The following is an 18,505-nucleotide window of genomic DNA, read 5'->3' as shown; positions in this document are numbered from 1 at the left end:
CCCTTTTCTTCAGCGAGAACGAATGTCCTCATATAATTGCCTCGTCGCTTCTGCCGAGGACTGATTCAAACAAATCGGTTCTTCCGACCAATCGAGTCGAATGACCGGTTCGACATCACGGTCGATAAAGAGGAGGACATCCTCCCCTGCTTTCGTCCGAAAATGTCCCGTCAGACGTGATCCCGATTCCGCCCCACTCGTCCGTCGCGCGATTTCGGGTAACGTCGTCCACGTCACATCATCGAGTTCATCGAACGGAATCTCACGGCTATAACTCCCTTCAATGACGATCGTCGAATCTGTCACGGTCACCTCAGTCGGTTGACTGAACTAAAACATGAGCGCCGGCACTCCAACGAGTAAGACGACGGAAACGATGACAATCGGAATGAGACGTTTTTTACCGCCCGGTCTCAAGCGCCCCGATTCGTCATAAATATTGCCGTCATACTTTTGCATCCGCCAAAGTATCGCCACAGTGAAGATAATCATCACGATAAAGAATGGAGCGAGCGGAATGTCCAATTCAAATCCTTCGATGAGCGCGATGAGGAGAAAGATGGCGCCAATCCCGTAACACATCCACGCGACGAGACGTGCCACTTTCTGAACGTTCACCCGCTCCTTCTTCTCCTTAGACATCGTATTGTAGCCCGAAATCAAATCGTGCCATCCGAGACGGTCTACCGCAAAACCGAGTGCGATGACAATGACAGCGGCCAATACAAGAATCCACATGTGCCTCACCTCCTCTTCTTCCTTTACGTCATGAGTCACGTAAAAGATTCACCTCACACAAAAACAGGACCGCTAAATGGAGCGGTCCCTCAGAAGATTTAGTTTGATGTCGGGGTGTTGGACGGTCGTTGCATCCGGCCGATGCCTTCGTACGCGACGTCACCCGAGTCACGTGCGAACTTCCACGCATTCCGCGCATCAATCAACCGACGTTGACGCATGCCCGAGAAGGCTTCCGGTGCTAAGTTCACAAGCTCTTCCCATTCCGTGACGAGAATGGCATAATCTGCATCTTTCAAAGCTTCTTCAACAGACGCTGCTTGTGGATATTCCCATGTTGCAATCGGGTCATAGCCAATGACTTCGACGTCTCGTGCGACCATATGGTGTGCGAGTAGAATCGACGGTGCATCTCGCATATCATCCGTTCCTGGTTTGAATGCCAAGCCGAGAATGGCGACACGCATCTTAGGTTCTAGATGAAGTTTCGACAATACGTACGGTGCTTGTGTTTCGTTCACTTTCGCTGCCGCTTTGATGATGCGAAGATTGACGCCATTTTCTTCCGCTACATGAAGAAGCGCATCCATATCTTTAGGGAAACAAGAGCCCCCATATCCGATTCCGGCATTAAGGAACGAACGTCCGATCCGTGAATCGAGCCCCATCCCGTCCGCAATCGTCGTGATGTCAGCCCCTGCCTCATCGGCTAGACGGGACAAGTCGTTCATGAAGCTGATCTTTGTCGCCAAAAAGGCGTTCGAGGCATATTTGATGAGCTCGGCATTGATCGGTGTCGTACAGATGAGTGGGACGCCAAGTCGGCCATAAATGCCTGCCAACTCCTCACAAACCTCGAGGTCCTCACATCCGATGACGACACGATGTGGTCTCATCACATCCGCGAGGGCGCGCCCTTCTTGTAAAAACTCAGGTACGATCGCGAAAGTATGAGAAGGATACATAATTTTCAACAAATCCGTCGTGCCAGGTGGGACCGAACTACGAATGACGACCTTGTGCTTCGTCTTCAATTCGGAAAGAGCCGTCTCGATATAAAAGAGGTCGCAACTGCCATCGGGCTTGCTCGGTGTGCCGACCGCGAGAACCAAATAGTCGACGTGATCCGCATCCGCGATTTCGTCGGTCAACGTGATTTGATCGGCGTGTTCTTGTAACACGTCCGCCATGCCCGGTTCGTGGAATGGAGGGTGACCACTCTTCAGGAGACCTAACTTCCCTTGGTGCGTCTCGACCCCGATGACTTCATGACCGGCTTTGGCCAATCCGCATAGTGTTGCCAATCCAACATATCCTAAGCCTATTATTCCAAATTTCACATCAGTTCCTCCTTCAATCATCTTTCCTAAGCGTACTCAAATATGCTCGCGAAGTGAAGCTTCTAACACTCTCTCAATGTTCTTTGCTATAATGAGTCAAAATGATGGGTGAAAGGACAAAACGCATGGGCTTAATCGCTTTCTTTTTGGTGACGTTATTGATTTATTTTTGGCTACCAGTCCGGGGGGGACTGAAAACCTTTTTACTTGTATTAATCATGGTGAGTGGTTGGCTCTCCATCTTTGAGCTCGTTTCAATCTTAGAAGCTCGGCCATGGATATTCGCGCCAATTCTGATTGTCATTGTGTCAGTGATTTGGAAAGTACAACGCGACCGAAAACAGCAAATGAAGAAAAGTGTTTGACCTCGGTCGGGCGCTTTTTCTTTTTGTCCTATTCGAGAAAGCTTCTGAATTCCCTGCTTTCGATACTCAAAATCGCATGTAATCGCCTACTACTGCTTTAAAAGAATACCGTCTATATCACGTGTCATTTACTACCTAAAATATGACCTATTTTTGAAGCAGATAATCGTACAATCAAATCGACATCTAGTATAATGTAAAAATATCCATCATATTTTATATGAGTTCAATCTCCTTATGTGTCCTATTTTTCAATAGAAAGGAACTTGTTTATGACCTTTTATTTACTAGAGTTCGCCCCATGGATTGAACCACTGGCACAATTCGTCTTTTGGTACCCATTTGTCATGGCCATGTTTTGGATATCAGGCGCTTTATTATTCAGTGTCACCCGCGAACGGGAGAAAGAACTCGATTTAAACGAACGAGAGTGGCCGCTGATCAGTATTCTCATTCCTTGCTATAATGAGGCGGAAACGATTGAAGAAACGATTACGTATCTCGACCATCTCACGTACCCTAACCTTGAAATCATTGCGGTGAATGATGGCAGTTCGGATGACACAGGAAAAATATTAATTGAGTTGGCCGATAAACATGAACGTCTCCGTGTCATTGATTGTCATGAGAACCGTGGGAAGGCCAATGCGCTACATATGGCTGCGCATGCTGCTCATTCAGAATATTTGCTATGTGTGGATTCGGATGCATTTTTATCTGAGGAAGCACCTTATTATCTTGTGCGTCACTTCCTTGAAAAAGGAGAACGTGTCGGGGCCGTCACCGGGAATCCTCGTATTCGAAATCGAGACACACTGCTCAGTCGGATGCAAATCGTCGAGTATGCTTCTATCATCGGCTCAATTAAACGGACGCAACGTGTAATGGGGAAAATCATGACCGTATCCGGTGTCATCGTTATGTTCCGCAAGAAAGCTTTACTCTCTGTCGGCTTATGGGACCGTGATATGATCACCGAAGACATCGCTGTTTCATGGAAACTCCAACGTAAGTTTTGGGATATCCGTTACGAGCCGCGCGCTCTTTGTTGGATGCTCGTACCAGAATCGCTATCTGGAATTTGGCGACAACGCGTCCGCTGGTCTCAAGGGGGACAAGAAGTCGTCTTACGTCACTTCGACATCTTCAAAGATTGGCGTCAACGTCGGATTTGGCCCGTTTACATCGAACAAGTCATCAGTGTCATTTGGGCATATGCTTGGCTCATCGTCACACTCTATCTACTCGTCACGGCAGACACGATTCAAGATATGTTGATTTGGTTCACATATAACTCCTTTGCGCTTGTCTTGATCAGTCACATTCAATTACTCATCTCTCTTTGGAACGACGCGAAGTATGATAATGTCTTCCGTTATTATGTATGGGCAGCTTGGTATCCGGCCGTCTATTGGATGTTAAATACGTTTGTCGTCATCGCGGCAACACCAAAAGCGATTCGTTCGACTTTGAAAGGAGGATATGCGACATGGAATTCTCCCGATCGCGGAACGAGACGGAGCAGCTTATAGGAGAAGACGTCCTCGTCAAGACGAAGCGTTCTTTCTTTCGTTCGTTCATCGAAATTCTTTTAACAATCGTATTCTGGATTTACACACTCGTCGTTAGTTGGTTTTTCGTAAGCGCCCTTCTCAATCAAAACGACCGCTACATCGCCACATTAAAATCTGCACTCAACATAACGAATGAAGATATTCGTGATTTAATTAGTTTCGGTGTCCTCATTCTAATTGGATTGGCGACCTTACTCTTTGTTTGGAGAACGTACAACAAGAAGAGATATGGTCCACTGAATCGCCGAAAAGCGCCTAAACCTACGACTTTAGAAGAGTTGAATAATCTCGGACTAATTGAACCTTCGACAATCGAGATGTTACAACAGGATAAAGTCATCATATTCGAAAAAAATCCAGTGAAGGAACTCGAAGAATGACACGTTGGCTGAAGTGGGGATTCATACTAATTGCCGGGCTCTTCATCATATGGAAAGTGCAAGATGTGATGTCTACCACATCAGAAGTACCAGATCCGCAACTTCTTGCCAAGGACGGTGTCTGTCTCGGTCTCAATTATCATCGGATCAAGTCACCGAACCTATGGAACAAAGCGATTGAGTTTGTATCTGGATCTGATAATTTAACACGATATAACGTATACGAGGATGAGTTTGAGGACCAAATCACCTGGATGAAGCAACAAGGCGTTCATTTTGCGACATCAAAGGACATATCCGAATACGTTCGAGGGAATCCGATTCCGGACAAATGTGTATGGATTTCTTTTGACGATGTAGACCATACGGTATATGAGAATGCATTTCCGATTTTAAAAGAAGAACAAGTGCCGTTCACCTTATTTGTCATTACAGGTCATGTAGGGGAACGATTCCAAAACTTAGAACTCTCCACATGGGATGAGTTGCGAGAAATGAATGAAAGTGGACTTGCCGACTTCGGCTCCCATACCCATGACTTTCATTACATCCAAGATGGACAGGCCACATTTCTCGACCCGGCTCAACATGAGGCGTTTCGTGAAGACCTCCAAACAAGTCGTGACACTCTCCAACAAGAACTTGGATTGGATGTTACCACAATCGCTTATCCGTTCGGAGAGACGGATGATGCAGTGACTGCCATTGCCCAATCGGCAGGCTATACCGATGCTTTCATTTTGAGTCCTAACCCCATCACAAACGAAAATTCGTCCCTTTTTATCAATCGATACTTACTCGATCGTCAGCTATACAGTGAATTCGTCAAACCATATCTGCTCAACGAAAAACAAGACGCCCTCAACGACTGAGGGCGTCTTGTTTTTTCTTGATGTCACTTCCCATAAACGCTTCCATCGTCGCCGAGGTGTCAGAAGAGATTCCATCTCGTTTGAACACTTTATAAACCGTTTGAACGACAATTTTCCAGTCTCCTAAAAACGTGATATGGTCCACGTATTGAACATCTAAATCAAACCGTTCCTCCCATGACAATCGATTGCGACCATTCACTTGAGCAAGTCCGGTAAGTCCAGGTCGCACTTCATGACGTCTTTTCTGTTTTTCATTGTACCTGGATAAATAGTCTACAAGTAGCGGTCGAGGACCGACAATCGAAATGTCTCCTTTTATGATGTTGATCAGGCTCGGTAACTCGTCGATACTCAAGGAACGTAGTTTTTGTCCGAAAGGTGTCAAACGCTTATCATCGGGGAGCAGTTGCCCATGTTTATCTCGTTCTTCTGTCATCGTTCGAAATTTTACCATTTCAAAAATAACGTCGTCTTTCCCCGGGCGCTTTTGCCTAAAAAGGACCGGTCCACCGAGTTTCCATTTGATCAAAATTGAAACAACGAGTAAGAATGGACTCAGAAGAATAAATACGAAAGAAGCTAACAGTAAATCTTGCGGACGTTTCACATATGTTTCGTAAATTCTCATGACGCCTCCCCCTTTCTAGCACGTTTCAACGGTAAGATGGACTGTAACAATTTCTTCTCAAATGAATCTATTGTAAACACCCACATAAATAGTGCATAACTGAGAGCAAGACCTATCGCTTTGATTAAGAAGTCAAATAAAGAACTAGCAGGGAAAAACGACTGCATCACGATCCCTAATATGAGAATAAAGAGGAGACCAGGAGCCAACTTCAAGTGACATTCTTTAAAAAAACGCCATACGTTTATCTGTAGAACGCGTACGTATACGATATTCATGAATAACGTATTTCCTGTCAAATAACCAATCATGACGGACAATGCGGCTCCACTTGCTCCATACGGACCACTTAAAAATGCTGAACAGATGAGAGCTATGATTGCGGAGATAATCATGCCGTATGCACGATAACGTACTTTATTCGTCGTGACAAGTTGAATATTGGCGATCTCTTGCGGGAGTGTGATGAGGCCCATCGCAATAAGTAACGAAGCAACAACATAAGACTCTTTAAAGTCATCACCTACCCAGAAGTGAATGAATTCGGCACCCATCGCAATAAAGGTCATAGTAATAAAACCGATGACATAAAGTTGAATACGGCCGACTCGAATCATGAGATCTTCAACTTCTTTTACTCCACCCGAGTGGTTGAGGCGTGTCACTTTGGGTAAAAATAATGAGTTGATGGCGGTGGCAATCAACAGAACATACCCTTCAATCACCATCCCTATTGAAAAGATAGCAACCGCGACCCCACTTGCAAAAATAACAAGGACAGTCGGCATAATGTGCATCAAAAAGTTCTGGGTAGAGGAGACGGCCGTTTGCCAGGAAGCGAATACAAAAATTTCTCGATACATCCCTTTCCCAGATGCTGCAAAATCAATTTTAGTGTCGGTCCACCTCCATACATACAACAACTTAAGTACGTTGATAAGTAAAATCATTGAGGCATTAATTACAACAAGTGAGTAAACCCCGTATCCCGCAAGGAGTGCACCGATTGTAAAGCTGACAATGAGGATTTTTTCGAGAAATAGCAAACTGTTCAACTGAATGAATCGTTCATTTACAATGAAAACGGCATCAATCGGTTTAGCTAGTAATGTGATTAAAATATAAAATCCGACGATTGGATACATCACTTTTAACTTATCCATATCAGATGGATTTAAGTTACCGTAGAGTACATCAAGAAAAAAATATAATGCGACAAGGAGAATGGCCAATAAGAAAGTCAAAAAGAAAAACATTTTGTAGGCAATTCCAAGAAATTGAATTTCTCCTGTTCGATCTCCGCTTGTACGATAATTACTTAGAAATCGTGCGACAACAATTTCTAAACCAAGATTAAATGCAAAAATTGCAATGATAGAGAAAGATAATACATATAGTCCGTAATCACTTTGTCCGATTTTTCCAATCATCCACGGTGTGTACAGTAACCCCGAAATGATATTGAACCCAATCGAACCGTAAGAGACCAAAGCGCCATATTTAATTTGATTTGTGCTGTGTTGTTCAGGTTCGACTTCGTATTTGGTCGCCATGGTCCCCCCTCCTTACTGGTATGCATAATAATAATGATTTTTATCGTAACGTGTTTCTCTACGATTCAACACCAGCCCGAGAATTTTGGTCCCTGTCAATTGAAGTTGATCTTTCGCTTTAATCACTTCATCTCGATCCGACGTTTCACAACTTAATACAAGGATTGACCCATCTACTAACGGGGCAAGAATTCGACTGTCAGCTACTTGCATGACAGGCGGGGCATCTAGAATGACGATATCAAACTTTGACTTGGCATCTTCTAGTAAATCAAGAAAGCTCGGTGCAGCAAGTAATTCTGAAGGATTAGGCGGCACCACACCAGCAGTGATGACAAAGAGGTGGTCTAACTGTGTCGCCTGAACCGCTGCTTCAACGGAAGAGCGCTTTGCCAAGACGTTGGATAATCCATCACGAGTATCTAAACGGAAAATTTGATGAAGTGTCGGTCTACGCATGTCACAGTCAATCAATAGCACCCGTTTTCCTAATTGCGAATACACAACAGCTAGATTACTCGCCGTCGTCGACTTCCCTTCTCCGGTAGAAGTGGATGTAACGAGAATTGTCTGTAACTGAGTACCGAGAGAGGTAAATTCGAGATTCGTACGTAATGTTCGATACTGTTCTGAAATTGGTGATTTCGGGTCATAGATGGTTATGAGATTTTTGGTCATATCTCTATGATAATTTTCTTTGCGTTTTCGGAACATACGGATCTCCCTCCTTCAATGGTTGCTGTTGTTTCGGTTCACGTTTTTCATTTTTAACATGGGGTCGCTCAAATAAGGGAATCGAGGCAATCACAGGAATTCCGAGAACTTCTTCAGCCTCTCGTTCCGACCGAATTTGTTTGTTGAATAACTGTCGAACGAGAATCACACCACTACTGAGGATGAAACCAATTAACACGCCTAAAGCTGTGTTTCTTGGAATATTCGGTTCCACTGGTTCAGTCGGAGTAAAAGCCGGTGATAAGATTTGTGTGTTATCAATATTCATTAGTTTTGGTACTTCATTCGAAAAAACGCGACCTAGTTCATTGGCAATCGTCGTGGCCAATACAGCAGATTCTGCCGTTGCTCGAATTGTGATGACTTGTGAGTTTTCTTCGCTTTCAATGACAATTTGATCTTCAAGTTTTTCAGGTGCATTCGTCACGTTTTGACGAACTTCGTTCAGAATGATTGGACTCTTCATTATGATTCGGTACGTATTTACAAGCCCTTGAGAGGATTGAATTTGCGTACTATCGAGCGTCTCGGAACCACTTTGTTTTGGGACGACTAAAATTTGTGTCGATGCTTCATATGTTGGGGGGAAGACATAACGACTTAAAGAATAGGCCAAGCCACCGATAATGATCATCGTCAAGAGAATCGTCCATTTCTTAGACTTTAGAATGAACCAAATATCACGAATCGATGCATTGATGTCTTTCACAACGGTACCTCCTTTGTTAGTGTGAAGAAAAATAGATTTGTTAATAGATAAAAAACATTTCCCTCTCTCCAAGACGTTCAATTACCAACCTAAAGGAGATGTTTATTATTTTTTTGAAAGATGCATCATCGGCATCATCTGAAGTTCCTTTATTTCCTCAGCTCGTTCAATTCGATATTTGCTATACATGACGACAAAGGTTAATAATATCAAGATGAAGGCGATAGCCCGTAAACGTAATGCTGTTCCGATATTATCGTTTGTTATCGCAATCAGGCCGTTCCAAACAAACGCCTGTGTCAAGATAAAGCCTTGTACTTTCGTTAGCCACGCGTGCTTCATCCATAGAAAACTTAAAATGAGAATCATCGGTAACGCCTCAATGAAAAATACGATTAGTGTCGTCGCATTGTGAACATGCCACGGTAACGGTCCAATCAAATTTCCAAGATAACTGTGCATATAGTTCGCTAAAAACAGGACGTAATTGGCAGCCTCAAGTTGAATACCCATTTGACTGCCACCAGCAAGTATCCCAATCCCGTCGGAACGATACTGTAATGCAGAGCGCAGTGTCTTATCGACAATCGGAATCACCACATCCATCGAGAACGTATACACGAGGCCAAAACCAACGACGACCAGAAAAATGATCATCATTGGGCGCATTACTCTTGAAAGGAATTGAATCGCAAGCCAAATGGCAGTTGCCATCACAAAAGATAAAAGCGCATACGTCCGGAATTGACCGAGTAACCAGACCGTGGGAATCAATAAAATGAAATACGTCCAATTCTTTTCAAACAGCCAGCGAATTGCGAGATAAGTCGCCGCAACAAACAACATATAAATCCAAACATCTCGATAAATCGAGGTCGTGATATTAATAAATAAGCTGATATATGCAGCAAAACCTAAGAGTGCAAATAAATAGGCTTGCTGACGAATCTCGTCCTCTTTGTGCTCAAATCGAGAAGTGACAATTTGAATGGAGACTAGCTTTAAGGCGAAGTGAATTAATAGGGCCACCCCGGCAAAGTTGAAAAGGCGGATTGCAAAGACGCTCTCCACTCCAATCAACTGCATCAATTTCCCAATCACCCATGGATATATCGATGTGCGGATCCATGATAAGTCATAAAATACATTCATGGCTTGTTCCCAATAAAAGACCCCGTCATCGCCTTCACCAAACAAATGGTAGGAAACGCCATTACCAGTCGTGTAAATGGCTAACATATAAAAGGCGGTTGTCGCGAGCAAATAATAAAACAGAATCAGGTACTTGACGACTCCTACCTCCTTACTCATTTTCATGACGCTTCCTCCTTTTGTTATGCAGGTGGTGAATTGAATTTTTGATAAATCCGACGCATTTCAGACTGTGATTGATTGATATCAAACGATTTGACCAATTCACTATTATGAAGTCCCATTTTTCGAGAGAGTTGAAAATCAAGTTGCATCGTACGAATCGCTCGGGCAAATCCAGTCACATCATTCGGGGCACACTTATAACCCGTGACGCCTTCGATTGAGTAATCATTGATTCCATGCACATTTGATGTGATTAACGGTAACCCTGCCGCCATTGCTTCCAACGCCGCCATACCCAATCCCTCTCGCTTTGAAGGGAAAACGAAGCAGTCAGAGGCTTTCATCACCTCAAAAACATCTTCTCGAAATCCTAGCAAATGAACGTGATTGGTTAGATTCAATTCTCTAATAATCTCCTCGATCCGCTTCCGATTCTCTCCTGTTCCAGCAATCATATAATGTAACGTCGGTTCTTGGAGCGTTGCAATCGCCCGAATAATGGTCTCGTGGTTTTTGTTCTCATTTAGTTCACCGACCGATAATAAAACAAAATCTGATTCTTCAAATCCTCCCAACTCTTGTCGTTTCTTCGGACGATCAATCACGGTTTCTTCAATGCGCTTTGTATCCACTCCAATGCCAGGAATCCGAAATGTTTGTGAGGTTTTAAATGTTTTGGCTCGTGAGTAATCTTCTTCATTAATGGTAACGAGCGTATCCGTCATACGTGCAAGTGTTCGTTCGACCGGATAATATAACATCCAATTTAATGAGGGGCTTCCCTTAAAGAAGTGAAAACCATGCGCAGTGTACATACAAGGTGTGTGAGTTTGTCTTGCGACGAGGCGTCCAATCACGCCACCGATCGGAGAGTGACAGTGAATGAAATGATACGATGTGAACGTCATAACCTCTTTTAGCTGTTGGTAAGCTCGAACGTGCGCATTCATTTTTTTAATGTCACGTTCGAAATCAATTTGAAATAGCCGAACACCTTGTTGTTGCAAATTCTTTTTGATGTTTGCAATCTTATCTTCGGAGTACATGCTCCCCCATTCAAAGTTCGTGGCAACGTCCACGTCATAGCCCATCTCTTGAAGTATACGAATATTGTCACGATTGAAACTTTCAATCATGGATACGACAGAAGCCACCATTAGAACTCGTTTCATCCCATTCCCCTCCTCATACGCGTTTTCTCAAATAGTTGACGCCGCGCAACATGAAAACGAGAGGAATCGTTCTTTCTCGTTTACAAAATTCAAAGAACGTTCGCCATTTCAAATCAAAATAATGTAAATCCATATGGGCATACGCTTTTTTATACTCTTCTCGACGAAGAACGTCTTTCAGCGTGTTTGCTTTTAGACGCAGTGACTTGGAAGAAGCCATTTCATTAATTCCAATCCCAATCATGCTTAAGGCAATTCGGTTATTTAATGCTTCTTTGTACTCTTCACCGAGTTGATGAACTTCAATATAATTCATTAAAATATGAAAGAAGTGAACACGAGATGCAATCAAGTCTCGTTTATATGCACTTGACATGGACTGTTGATCTGTTTTTCGATAATGATAAAGAGGATAGTCAATATAAACGAAGCGTTCACAATGTTCTAATGCTTCGATTTGAAAGTATAAATCGCTAAATGTTCCATACGGACCGTTCCCAAATTTCAAATGTTTGATTAAATCACGATGATATAAAGTAAAACAATTCGAATTAAGTGCATCTACATTTTCTGGGTGTGCCAATTCCTCCCCGATTAATCCGAACAAGCGACGATGTACGAATTGTCTTGTTTCTTCTTTGTCGTAGGATAAATAGTCAGCGTTAAAAATCTGTTTTGGTAAAGAACGTTCACCATACTCACGAACGTAAGTTCCCATCACAGCGTCAGCACGCTCCCGTTCTGCATATTCGACAAGTGTCTGAATCGCTTCTAATTCAATCCAGTCATCACTGTCAATAAACATGAAGTACTCACCTGCTCCAGACTTTAGACCGCGAGTCCGGCTAAACGCACAACCACGATTGGTTTGATCCATAATCCGTAGCCGCTTATCATCGTATTCCATCAGGATATCTAAACTACGATCGTTACTACCATCGTTGATACAAATGATTTCGAGATGTGGGTAAGTTTGGTTGATTAAACTGTCGATACATTGCCGAATGTATCGTTCTGCGTTATAAACTGGAACAACCACACTAACAAGTGGCATTGAATGCACCATCTACTCTTCACTCCTCTAAGTTGTAAATTCTAGTTGTCATGTAGAAAAAAACATTCACAAACTATGTTATATCTCATTCTTCCCATTCAACATTTTCCATAAATACGAATTGAAATGAGTAGCGTATAATTTTTTAGTGAATTATCATAAGGGCTCCTTTTGAAGCGGCACAACAAAAAACAGACCGAAAGTTTCGGTCTGTTCGTCGTCACGTGTTAGATGGTTGTTCATTCTGTAGATTTGCGAGCACGTTCTGGAAGAGTCGGTTGTTCACCTGATCCGATACGTAGGAGTTGTGTGGCGTGAGACTCACCCACGCGAACTCATACAATGGATGACTCGGTTGAATCGGCTCCGTTTCGAACACGTCGAGCGCGACGCCGAAGAATTTTCCTTCTTGGAGCGTCTCGACGAGTGCATCCTCGTCGATGATCGCCCCGCGTGCCACATTGATGAGGATTGCATCTTCTTTCATCGCCGCGAGCGCATCCCGATCGATGAGATGATACGTCTCGTCCTTGAGCGGTAACGCCAAAATGACGACGTCACTCTCTTTCAACACATCATGGAGTTCATCCAATAACACATAACGATCGACAAACGGTACGTCTTTTTCACGGTGCCCGACACCAATCAGATGCATATCAAATGCGCGCAGTCGTTTGGCGATCGCCTCACTGACGTTGCCGACACCGAGTAGCGTGACCGTCTTGCCCGTCAGTTCAAGTAGCCGCCGTTCTTTTTCCCATTGTCGGTTTTGTTGCTTCTCCCGAAACGCAGCCCCATGTTTCATAAAGTCGAGCAATTGCCAGACGACCCATTCCGCCATCGGCACGGCATATGTATCGCCGGCGTTATAGACGCGGATGCCTCTTTCTTTTAAGGCTTGAACAGGTAAACGGTCAAGGCCGGCACTCACTGCTTGAACGACCTGCAATCGAGGAAAATCTTCAAGCGCCCGATATGCAAACACGTTTTGGCAGACGAGCACCTCCACTTCAGATATATCTCGTTCTTGAATGTCTGACTCTTTTTCAAGAACGGTGACGTTGTGGCCTAACTGTTCAAGTCGTGCTTGTTGGTCGAGGGATAGACGCATCCCTGTCACCCATACGTTCATGACAACATTCCTTTCTGTTGTTGTATTTCTGATATGATGGCTTGAACCTCGTCGACGAGCCGTAGACGATTTTGTTCAAACCACTCCACAGGCATCGTTTCGAGTTGTTGCTCATATGCCCTAATTCTCCATACCCCTTCTCGGAACGTTTGAGCCTGCTGTGACGACACTTTTGTCGCATTTCCGATATGACAGAAGCTCCGAGACAAAATGACGCACGACGAACCGAGGCGGACATGCTCTGGAATGATTCGCTCGGCAGGCACCCGCCCCTCTCCGATTCGGGCGATCCCACCGAAGCCATACGGAATACCAGCAACACGGATTTGCGTGACAATCGCTTCGACGAGTCCATTCGTGAGCGGTTCAAATAGAAACGTCTGACCATAACTCAAATGAAGATCGTTCAGTCCGATATGAATCGAATCGATTCCGTGTAAACGTAATACGTCCGGCATGCACGCGACCGCTTCTTTCGTCTCACAGAGAAGACAAACTTTGACGCGCCCCCCGACCATTTCGATAAATATCTCCACTTCAGCTACTGTCTTATAGTACGGCAACATCAACATGTCCGCACCACGAAAAATCGCTTCGTTTATTTCGAAACGTGACCCTGCATGAATCGGATTGATGCGGACGAGCAACATCGCATGCTTCAAGACGGAACGGATGCGACTGACATCGTGCATCGAATGTCTTGAAATGACCGTGTCGAGATGTCCCTGTCGTTCTGATTTTCCGTTCAGCTCTAAATCTATAAAAATTAAGTCGACTCCATTCTGTTCGGCCAAAAGTGCTACTTCTGGCTGATTGGTGATATACATGAATGCCAAGGACATTGTCACATCCCCCTTTAAAAAAATCACTACGATTTGAAATTAGCCATCACCAAAAACAATGAAACAGAAAAGAATAGCATCTTTTTGCAACGTACATGGCTTCTGACTATCGTACAGAAATCATGCTCGAAACTTCTTTTCCGTTTTGTTTGAAATCAAGAGAATCGGCAATAATGTCATTACAGACAAAATCTTTCGACAAGTTTCGGCAAAGGGGTGACTTCCAAATGGAATGGGTTGTTGTTTTCGGGGCAGGCGGTCACGCACAAGTACTAATCGATATCTTGGAATTAACGGGGATTTACAAAATAGCTGGAATATATGACGACCATCCCGAATTAGTCGGGAAATTCATTTATGGTTACCCCATACTCGGTAGGATTGGTGCAAGTACTGTCATTCGACAGGGGATTATTGGCATCGGTGATAATGATCAACGTGCCTCGATTGCGAAGCGAATAAACGAGAAAATGCCAAACTTTGAATTCATATCCGCCGTTCATCCTAGCGCCATCATCGGTAAAAATGTAACCATTGGTCCAGGTGTCGCTGTGATGGCGGGAAGTGTCGTCAACCCGAACACGCGACTCGAAGCACACAGCGTCGTCAACACGATGTCTTCTGTCGATCATGATTGTCTCCTCGCTCCATTTTCATCCGTTGCACCTGGTGCTCATCTTGGTGGAAATGTTCGTCTTGGCGAACGTTCTTTCATCGGGATGGGCGCGACAGTCATCCATAATATTCACATCGGGTCCGATACCGTTGTCGGCGCCGGCGCGACCGTCGTTTCCAATCTACCGAGCCAAGTCATCGCGTTCGGAACACCGGCAAAAGTAACACGGAAACGTGACATTCAAGAAAGATATTTATAGAAAAAAGTTCCAACCGTCATCTATCAATCGGTTGGAACTTTTTATTATTCACATATATCTTTTGTCGTGTTTTGTCACATTTGTTATAAAACATAAAATTTTCGACCAAAAGCGACAAAATAATAGGGAAAATCGTTCGAATTTAGGTAAATCAAAATGTCCTTATATTATAATATTTCATACATATTTTTATTTTTTTATAAAACTATTTCACGAAGGAGATTGCCCATGAACATTCTCATTACAGGGGGCTATGGTTTTTTAGGCAGTTCGATTGCCGAGCGATTCTTCAAAGAAGGACATCGTATACATATTCTCGACAATCTCATATCTAGCTCAAAAGATACAATCGACTTCAAACATCGCCACTTATCGGCAGACGTGGCCGACCGTAAATGTGAGACATTTTTCAAAACGTATGCGTTTGATGTCGTCATCCATTGCGCGAACAGTTCAACCGAAGAGCACTCACATCCAACGACAGATGGTTTATTCAACCTGTTGTCTTTATCTGAAAAATATGGAGTCAAACAGTTTGTCTCCTTTTCATCAAGTGATGGGTTTGAATTCGATGTCGAAACAGACATACCTGAGACAGCGTCTCCCGTTCCACGCTCGCCTTCTGCATTAAATGAGCGACACGGCGAGGAGTACTGCCTGCACTGGGGCAATCACTCTACACTCTCCACATTAGTTTTCCGTTTATCGTCCGTGTATGGACCGAAGCAACACGTCAGTCTCAAGAGTCGATGGATTCACGACCTCATGTCGACGACCGATCCGGAGCATCTCCCCCTTCCTTTATCGCATGACAGTCAAACTGATTTCATCTTTATCGGAGATGTAGTGGAAGCCGTATATCGTGGCGTCATCAGTGAATTATCGGGACTGTATCATCTAACTTCGGGTGAATCGACTTCGATTGAATCAGTCTGCGCGCACCTAGGGATCCAACCACCACTTGCGAATCAACATGTACCGAAACACCAGCCCAACCTCGACAACCGTAAATTGAAGACAGATTTGGACTGGGTGCCTCGATTCGGTTTGGAAGAAGGGCTGCACATAACGAAAAGTTATTATGCACAACAATCGTCATCCACATCGCCTCACCCAATTTCAAAAGAACGTCGATTTAAGAACGTACTCAGCCATCCGATCCTACGAACGCTAGAGAACCTCACCTTGTTCTTTCTGTTCTTCATCGGCTCTCTTTTACTGACACCGATTGTGGATACGCCGGACTATTGGTTCATTTATGTCCTCTTAGCAGCACTGTTGTTCGGTAAGTCCCAATCACTCATCGCTTCCTTGCTTGCTGTCGGGGTCCACCTCTACGAAAGTGCATCGATTGGTCGAAACGTCTTGTCTCTCTTTGTGGACAACTCGATTTTGGCCACGTTCACGATGTACTTATTGATTGGTCTCGTCGTCAGCTATGTGATGGAACGTAGAAATATCGAAATTCAATTTTTAAAAGACGAGTTGGCTGCAACGACCGAACGGCATACGTTCTTGAGCGAAATCTATGAAGAAACGCTCACCATCAAAAATCAGTTACAGCAACAGATTCTTCACTCAGAAGAGAGTATCGGAAGTGTGTATGAAGCGACGCGTGCCCTCGACAGTTTGGAACCGGAAGGACTGTTCGTTGGATCGATTTCTGTTTTGGAGAAGACATTGAAAGCGAAACATTTTGCGATTTACATGGTCAATCAGTCATCTTTCGCCCGACTTGCGGCAAAATCTGCTGATTCTACTTTCGCACCACGTAACTCGTTAGAAATCTTAGAACAGACGGTGATTCATGAAGTGGTCACTTCTTCCGATATTATTTTCAATACATCGCTAACGCCTGGTGAGCCTTTATTCGGTGCCCCACTCATTCGTCAAGGAGAAGTAGTGGCCGTTGTCCTATGTTACGAAGTACCATTCCAGAATTTGACCTTGTCTTACCGCAATTTGATTGATGTCATGATCCGCCTCATCAACTCTTCACTCGATCGCTCGCTTGGATACATTCATGCGATTCAATCTGATCGCTATGTCGGCAACACGAACGCATTAAAACAAGAGTACTTTGAGCGCATCCTCACTCAAAAAGAACAGGCACAACAGGAATTAAATATCCCGTATACGCTCCTGCTCATCGCAGAAGACAGCAATGAATCCGTAATTCAGAGCACAGATACGACGCTACGGACGACCGACTATTTAGGATTCCGAACGGATGATTGTTTGTATGCCATCCTGTCGAACGCAACGAAAGAAGAGTCACAAATCGTCATCGAACGTCTCGCACGTAAGGCGATTCGTGCCGAAGTCGTGGAGGACGTCACCTATGTGGATTAACCTTTTGCTGTTTCATTATGGCGTGTCTTTACTCGTCTTGCTTCTTTTGTTCGTGAAGCGACGCGAAGACATCATGCCAAGCTTCTTCTTGTTGTTGGCGCTCCCTTTTTTCAGTTGGGGAATCCTTTATTATTTGCAACGCTCGAAGCATAAAGATGCCGAACTGCCAGATTGGTTACTTCGAAAAGAGACGTATGAAGATGTGTCGCTTCAACGACCAGATTTGTTGAATGAGACGAATATGATTTCCCTACAGGATGCGCTCATCCTCAACTCCAACCAAGTGAAGCGGAAGACGCTGATGAACGTGTTAAAAAATGACTTTCTTCAACAAGCCCCGCTCCTCGCAGCAGCGCTCAAGAGTGAGGATAACGAGACGTCGCATTATGCGGCAACCGCGCTGCAACAGGCAAAATCGTTGTTATCCAAACAGCTTCGACACGTGGAACGGGAGCTAGCAGAACGTCCGAACGACTTAAGTGTCATGATCGACTACTTAAATATTCTGAAACAGATGATTGATATGGAATTTTTAGATCGACGCACACAAGTGAAATATACGTATTCCTACTTACATGCGTTAACCACCTTGATTGAACTGGGAGGGATGATCAATCCCGACTACCATGCCGAACGAATCCGGGTTGCACTTTCTTTAGAAGAGTATGACCAGGCGCTCGCAGCGAGCGAACTCTTTTTGAGACAGTACCCACGTCGTGAACAAGCCTACTTCGAGGCGATGCACGTTCATTATGTAATGAAGAACGTCAAACAAGTGCATCATATGGTCGATGCGCTTCGCGCATCCGACATTCGTCTCTCACCAGAGGGACTCCAACAATTACGATTTTGGATATAGGGGAT

At 44.1% G+C, this 18,505-nt stretch carries 19 protein-coding genes; 7 read left to right on the top strand and 12 right to left on the bottom strand.

Annotation, left to right across the window (positions count from 1 at the left end):
- Positions 1 to 9: 9 nt before the first annotated feature.
- From AC5LIL_RS03170 to AC5LIL_RS03160, 3 genes are all read right to left on the bottom strand, one after another.
- Complete coding sequence (locus AC5LIL_RS03170) at positions 10 to 306, bottom strand: hypothetical protein (protein ID WP_499824871.1); 297 nt, start codon at positions 304 to 306, stop codon at positions 10 to 12.
- Between the two features lie 24 nt (positions 307 to 330).
- The gene (locus AC5LIL_RS03165; protein WP_499824870.1) at positions 331 to 738 is read right to left on the bottom strand and encodes a DUF3784 domain-containing protein; all 408 of its coding nucleotides are present in this window, start codon (positions 736 to 738) and stop codon (positions 331 to 333) included.
- A 98-nt stretch (positions 739 to 836) separates the two neighbouring features.
- Positions 837 to 2,078: a UDP-glucose dehydrogenase family protein gene (locus AC5LIL_RS03160; RefSeq protein WP_499824869.1), complete on the bottom strand. Its 1,242-nt coding sequence runs from the start codon at positions 2,076 to 2,078 to the stop codon at positions 837 to 839.
- A 104-nt stretch (positions 2,079 to 2,182) separates the two neighbouring features.
- Between AC5LIL_RS03160 and AC5LIL_RS03155 the strand changes: the two genes are divergently transcribed.
- The 4 genes from AC5LIL_RS03155 (at position 2,183) to AC5LIL_RS03140 (ending at position 5,269) form a co-directional block, all read left to right on the top strand.
- Complete coding sequence (locus AC5LIL_RS03155) at positions 2,183 to 2,443, top strand: hypothetical protein (RefSeq protein WP_499824868.1); 261 nt, start codon at positions 2,183 to 2,185, stop codon at positions 2,441 to 2,443.
- A 272-nt stretch (positions 2,444 to 2,715) separates the two neighbouring features.
- Positions 2,716 to 3,975 carry a poly-beta-1,6-N-acetyl-D-glucosamine synthase gene (gene pgaC / locus AC5LIL_RS03150; protein WP_499824867.1) on the top strand — a complete coding sequence of 420 codons (1,260 nt, stop codon included), beginning with the start codon at positions 2,716 to 2,718 and terminating at the stop codon, positions 3,973 to 3,975.
- Positions 3,933 to 4,397, top strand: coding sequence for a poly-beta-1,6-N-acetyl-D-glucosamine biosynthesis protein PgaD (pgaD, locus tag AC5LIL_RS03145; RefSeq protein WP_499824866.1), 465 nt, complete (start codon positions 3,933 to 3,935; stop codon positions 4,395 to 4,397). Before pgaC ends, pgaD begins: the two co-directional genes overlap by 43 nt.
- A complete protein-coding gene (locus AC5LIL_RS03140) occupies positions 4,394 to 5,269 on the top strand; it encodes a polysaccharide deacetylase family protein (RefSeq protein ID WP_499824865.1) in 876 nt (291 codons plus the stop codon). Before pgaD ends, AC5LIL_RS03140 begins: the two co-directional genes overlap by 4 nt.
- Here AC5LIL_RS03140 and AC5LIL_RS03135 read toward each other — a convergent pair.
- The 9 genes from AC5LIL_RS03135 to AC5LIL_RS03095 all read right to left on the bottom strand — a co-directional run bounded on the left by AC5LIL_RS03135 (position 5,259) and on the right by AC5LIL_RS03095 (position 14,414).
- Positions 5,259 to 5,900 (bottom strand): sugar transferase, encoded by a 642-nt coding sequence (locus AC5LIL_RS03135; RefSeq protein ID WP_499824864.1) that lies wholly within the window; start codon positions 5,898 to 5,900, stop codon positions 5,259 to 5,261. The genes AC5LIL_RS03140 and AC5LIL_RS03135 overlap by 11 nt on opposite strands.
- The gene (locus AC5LIL_RS03130; RefSeq protein ID WP_499824863.1) at positions 5,897 to 7,453 is read right to left on the bottom strand and encodes a lipopolysaccharide biosynthesis protein; all 1,557 of its coding nucleotides are present in this window, start codon (positions 7,451 to 7,453) and stop codon (positions 5,897 to 5,899) included. The genes AC5LIL_RS03135 and AC5LIL_RS03130 overlap by 4 nt, the downstream gene beginning before the upstream one ends.
- A 12-nt stretch (positions 7,454 to 7,465) precedes the next feature.
- The gene (locus AC5LIL_RS03125; RefSeq protein WP_499824862.1) at positions 7,466 to 8,167 is read right to left on the bottom strand and encodes a CpsD/CapB family tyrosine-protein kinase; all 702 of its coding nucleotides are present in this window, start codon (positions 8,165 to 8,167) and stop codon (positions 7,466 to 7,468) included.
- The gene (locus tag AC5LIL_RS03120) at positions 8,136 to 8,897 is read right to left on the bottom strand and encodes a YveK family protein (protein ID WP_499824861.1); all 762 of its coding nucleotides are present in this window, start codon (positions 8,895 to 8,897) and stop codon (positions 8,136 to 8,138) included. Before AC5LIL_RS03120 ends, AC5LIL_RS03125 begins: the two co-directional genes overlap by 32 nt.
- Before the next feature lie 105 nt (positions 8,898 to 9,002).
- A complete protein-coding gene (locus AC5LIL_RS03115; protein ID WP_499824860.1) occupies positions 9,003 to 10,214 on the bottom strand; it encodes a hypothetical protein in 1,212 nt (403 codons plus the stop codon).
- A 17-nt stretch (positions 10,215 to 10,231) separates the two neighbouring features.
- Positions 10,232 to 11,386, bottom strand: a complete 1,155-nt coding sequence (locus AC5LIL_RS03110; protein ID WP_499824859.1) for a glycosyltransferase family 4 protein — start codon at positions 11,384 to 11,386, stop codon at positions 10,232 to 10,234.
- Positions 11,387 to 11,399: 13 nt separating this feature from the next.
- Positions 11,400 to 12,452, bottom strand: coding sequence for a glycosyltransferase family 2 protein (locus tag AC5LIL_RS03105; RefSeq protein WP_499824858.1), 1,053 nt, complete (start codon positions 12,450 to 12,452; stop codon positions 11,400 to 11,402).
- A 208-nt stretch (positions 12,453 to 12,660) separates the two neighbouring features.
- The gene (locus AC5LIL_RS03100; RefSeq protein ID WP_499824857.1) at positions 12,661 to 13,572 is read right to left on the bottom strand and encodes an NAD(P)-dependent oxidoreductase; all 912 of its coding nucleotides are present in this window, start codon (positions 13,570 to 13,572) and stop codon (positions 12,661 to 12,663) included.
- On the bottom strand, positions 13,569 to 14,414 hold the full coding sequence (locus AC5LIL_RS03095) for an HpcH/HpaI aldolase family protein (RefSeq protein WP_499824856.1): 846 nt from the start codon (positions 14,412 to 14,414) through the stop codon (positions 13,569 to 13,571). Before AC5LIL_RS03095 ends, AC5LIL_RS03100 begins: the two co-directional genes overlap by 4 nt.
- 227 nt (positions 14,415 to 14,641) lie before the next feature.
- On the opposite strand from AC5LIL_RS03095, the gene AC5LIL_RS03090 reads away from it, so the two are divergent.
- From AC5LIL_RS03090 to AC5LIL_RS03080, 3 genes are all read left to right on the top strand, one after another.
- Positions 14,642 to 15,289 carry an acetyltransferase gene (locus AC5LIL_RS03090; protein ID WP_499824855.1) on the top strand — a complete coding sequence of 216 codons (648 nt, stop codon included), beginning with the start codon at positions 14,642 to 14,644 and terminating at the stop codon, positions 15,287 to 15,289.
- A 228-nt stretch (positions 15,290 to 15,517) separates the two neighbouring features.
- Positions 15,518 to 17,641: an NAD-dependent epimerase/dehydratase family protein gene (locus tag AC5LIL_RS03085; RefSeq protein ID WP_499824854.1), complete on the top strand. Its 2,124-nt coding sequence runs from the start codon at positions 15,518 to 15,520 to the stop codon at positions 17,639 to 17,641.
- On the top strand, positions 17,631 to 18,500 hold the full coding sequence (locus AC5LIL_RS03080; protein WP_499824853.1) for a hypothetical protein: 870 nt from the start codon (positions 17,631 to 17,633) through the stop codon (positions 18,498 to 18,500). The genes AC5LIL_RS03085 and AC5LIL_RS03080 overlap by 11 nt, the downstream gene beginning before the upstream one ends.
- Positions 18,501 to 18,505: the final 5 nt, after the last annotated feature.

The organism is Exiguobacterium sp. RM11, from assembly GCF_059821525.1.
Note: the sequence above shows the minus strand (reverse complement) of the source record. Positions and strands in the feature narration are given on the sequence as shown.

Excerpts from the sequence above, each read along its gene's own strand:
- AC5LIL_RS03125 (WP_499824862.1), bottom strand. The coding sequence starts at position 8,167 with ATGTTCCGAAAACGCAAAGAAAATTATCATAGAGATATGACCAAAAAT.
- AC5LIL_RS03110 (WP_499824859.1), bottom strand. The coding sequence starts at position 11,386 with ATGAAACGAGTTCTAATGGTGGCTTCTGTCGTATCCATGATTGAAAGT.
- AC5LIL_RS03095 (WP_499824856.1), bottom strand. The coding sequence starts at position 14,414 with ATGTCCTTGGCATTCATGTATATCACCAATCAGCCAGAAGTAGCACTT.
- AC5LIL_RS03090 (WP_499824855.1), top strand. The coding sequence starts at position 14,642 with ATGGAATGGGTTGTTGTTTTCGGGGCAGGCGGTCACGCACAAGTACTA.
- AC5LIL_RS03080 (WP_499824853.1), top strand. The coding sequence starts at position 17,631 with ATGTGGATTAACCTTTTGCTGTTTCATTATGGCGTGTCTTTACTCGTC.
- AC5LIL_RS03140 (WP_499824865.1), top strand. The coding sequence starts at position 4,394 with ATGACACGTTGGCTGAAGTGGGGATTCATACTAATTGCCGGGCTCTTC.
- pgaD (WP_499824866.1), top strand. The coding sequence starts at position 3,933 with ATGGAATTCTCCCGATCGCGGAACGAGACGGAGCAGCTTATAGGAGAA.
- AC5LIL_RS03130 (WP_499824863.1), bottom strand. The coding sequence starts at position 7,453 with ATGGCGACCAAATACGAAGTCGAACCTGAACAACACAGCACAAATCAA.
- AC5LIL_RS03085 (WP_499824854.1), top strand. The coding sequence starts at position 15,518 with ATGAACATTCTCATTACAGGGGGCTATGGTTTTTTAGGCAGTTCGATT.
- AC5LIL_RS03165 (WP_499824870.1), bottom strand. The coding sequence starts at position 738 with ATGTGGATTCTTGTATTGGCCGCTGTCATTGTCATCGCACTCGGTTTT.
- pgaC (WP_499824867.1), top strand. The coding sequence starts at position 2,716 with ATGACCTTTTATTTACTAGAGTTCGCCCCATGGATTGAACCACTGGCA.
- AC5LIL_RS03105 (WP_499824858.1), bottom strand. The coding sequence starts at position 12,452 with ATGGTGCATTCAATGCCACTTGTTAGTGTGGTTGTTCCAGTTTATAAC.
- AC5LIL_RS03135 (WP_499824864.1), bottom strand. The coding sequence starts at position 5,900 with ATGAGAATTTACGAAACATATGTGAAACGTCCGCAAGATTTACTGTTA.
- AC5LIL_RS03100 (WP_499824857.1), bottom strand. The coding sequence starts at position 13,572 with ATGAACGTATGGGTGACAGGGATGCGTCTATCCCTCGACCAACAAGCA.
- AC5LIL_RS03115 (WP_499824860.1), bottom strand. The coding sequence starts at position 10,214 with ATGAAAATGAGTAAGGAGGTAGGAGTCGTCAAGTACCTGATTCTGTTT.
- AC5LIL_RS03155 (WP_499824868.1), top strand. The coding sequence starts at position 2,183 with ATGGGTGAAAGGACAAAACGCATGGGCTTAATCGCTTTCTTTTTGGTG.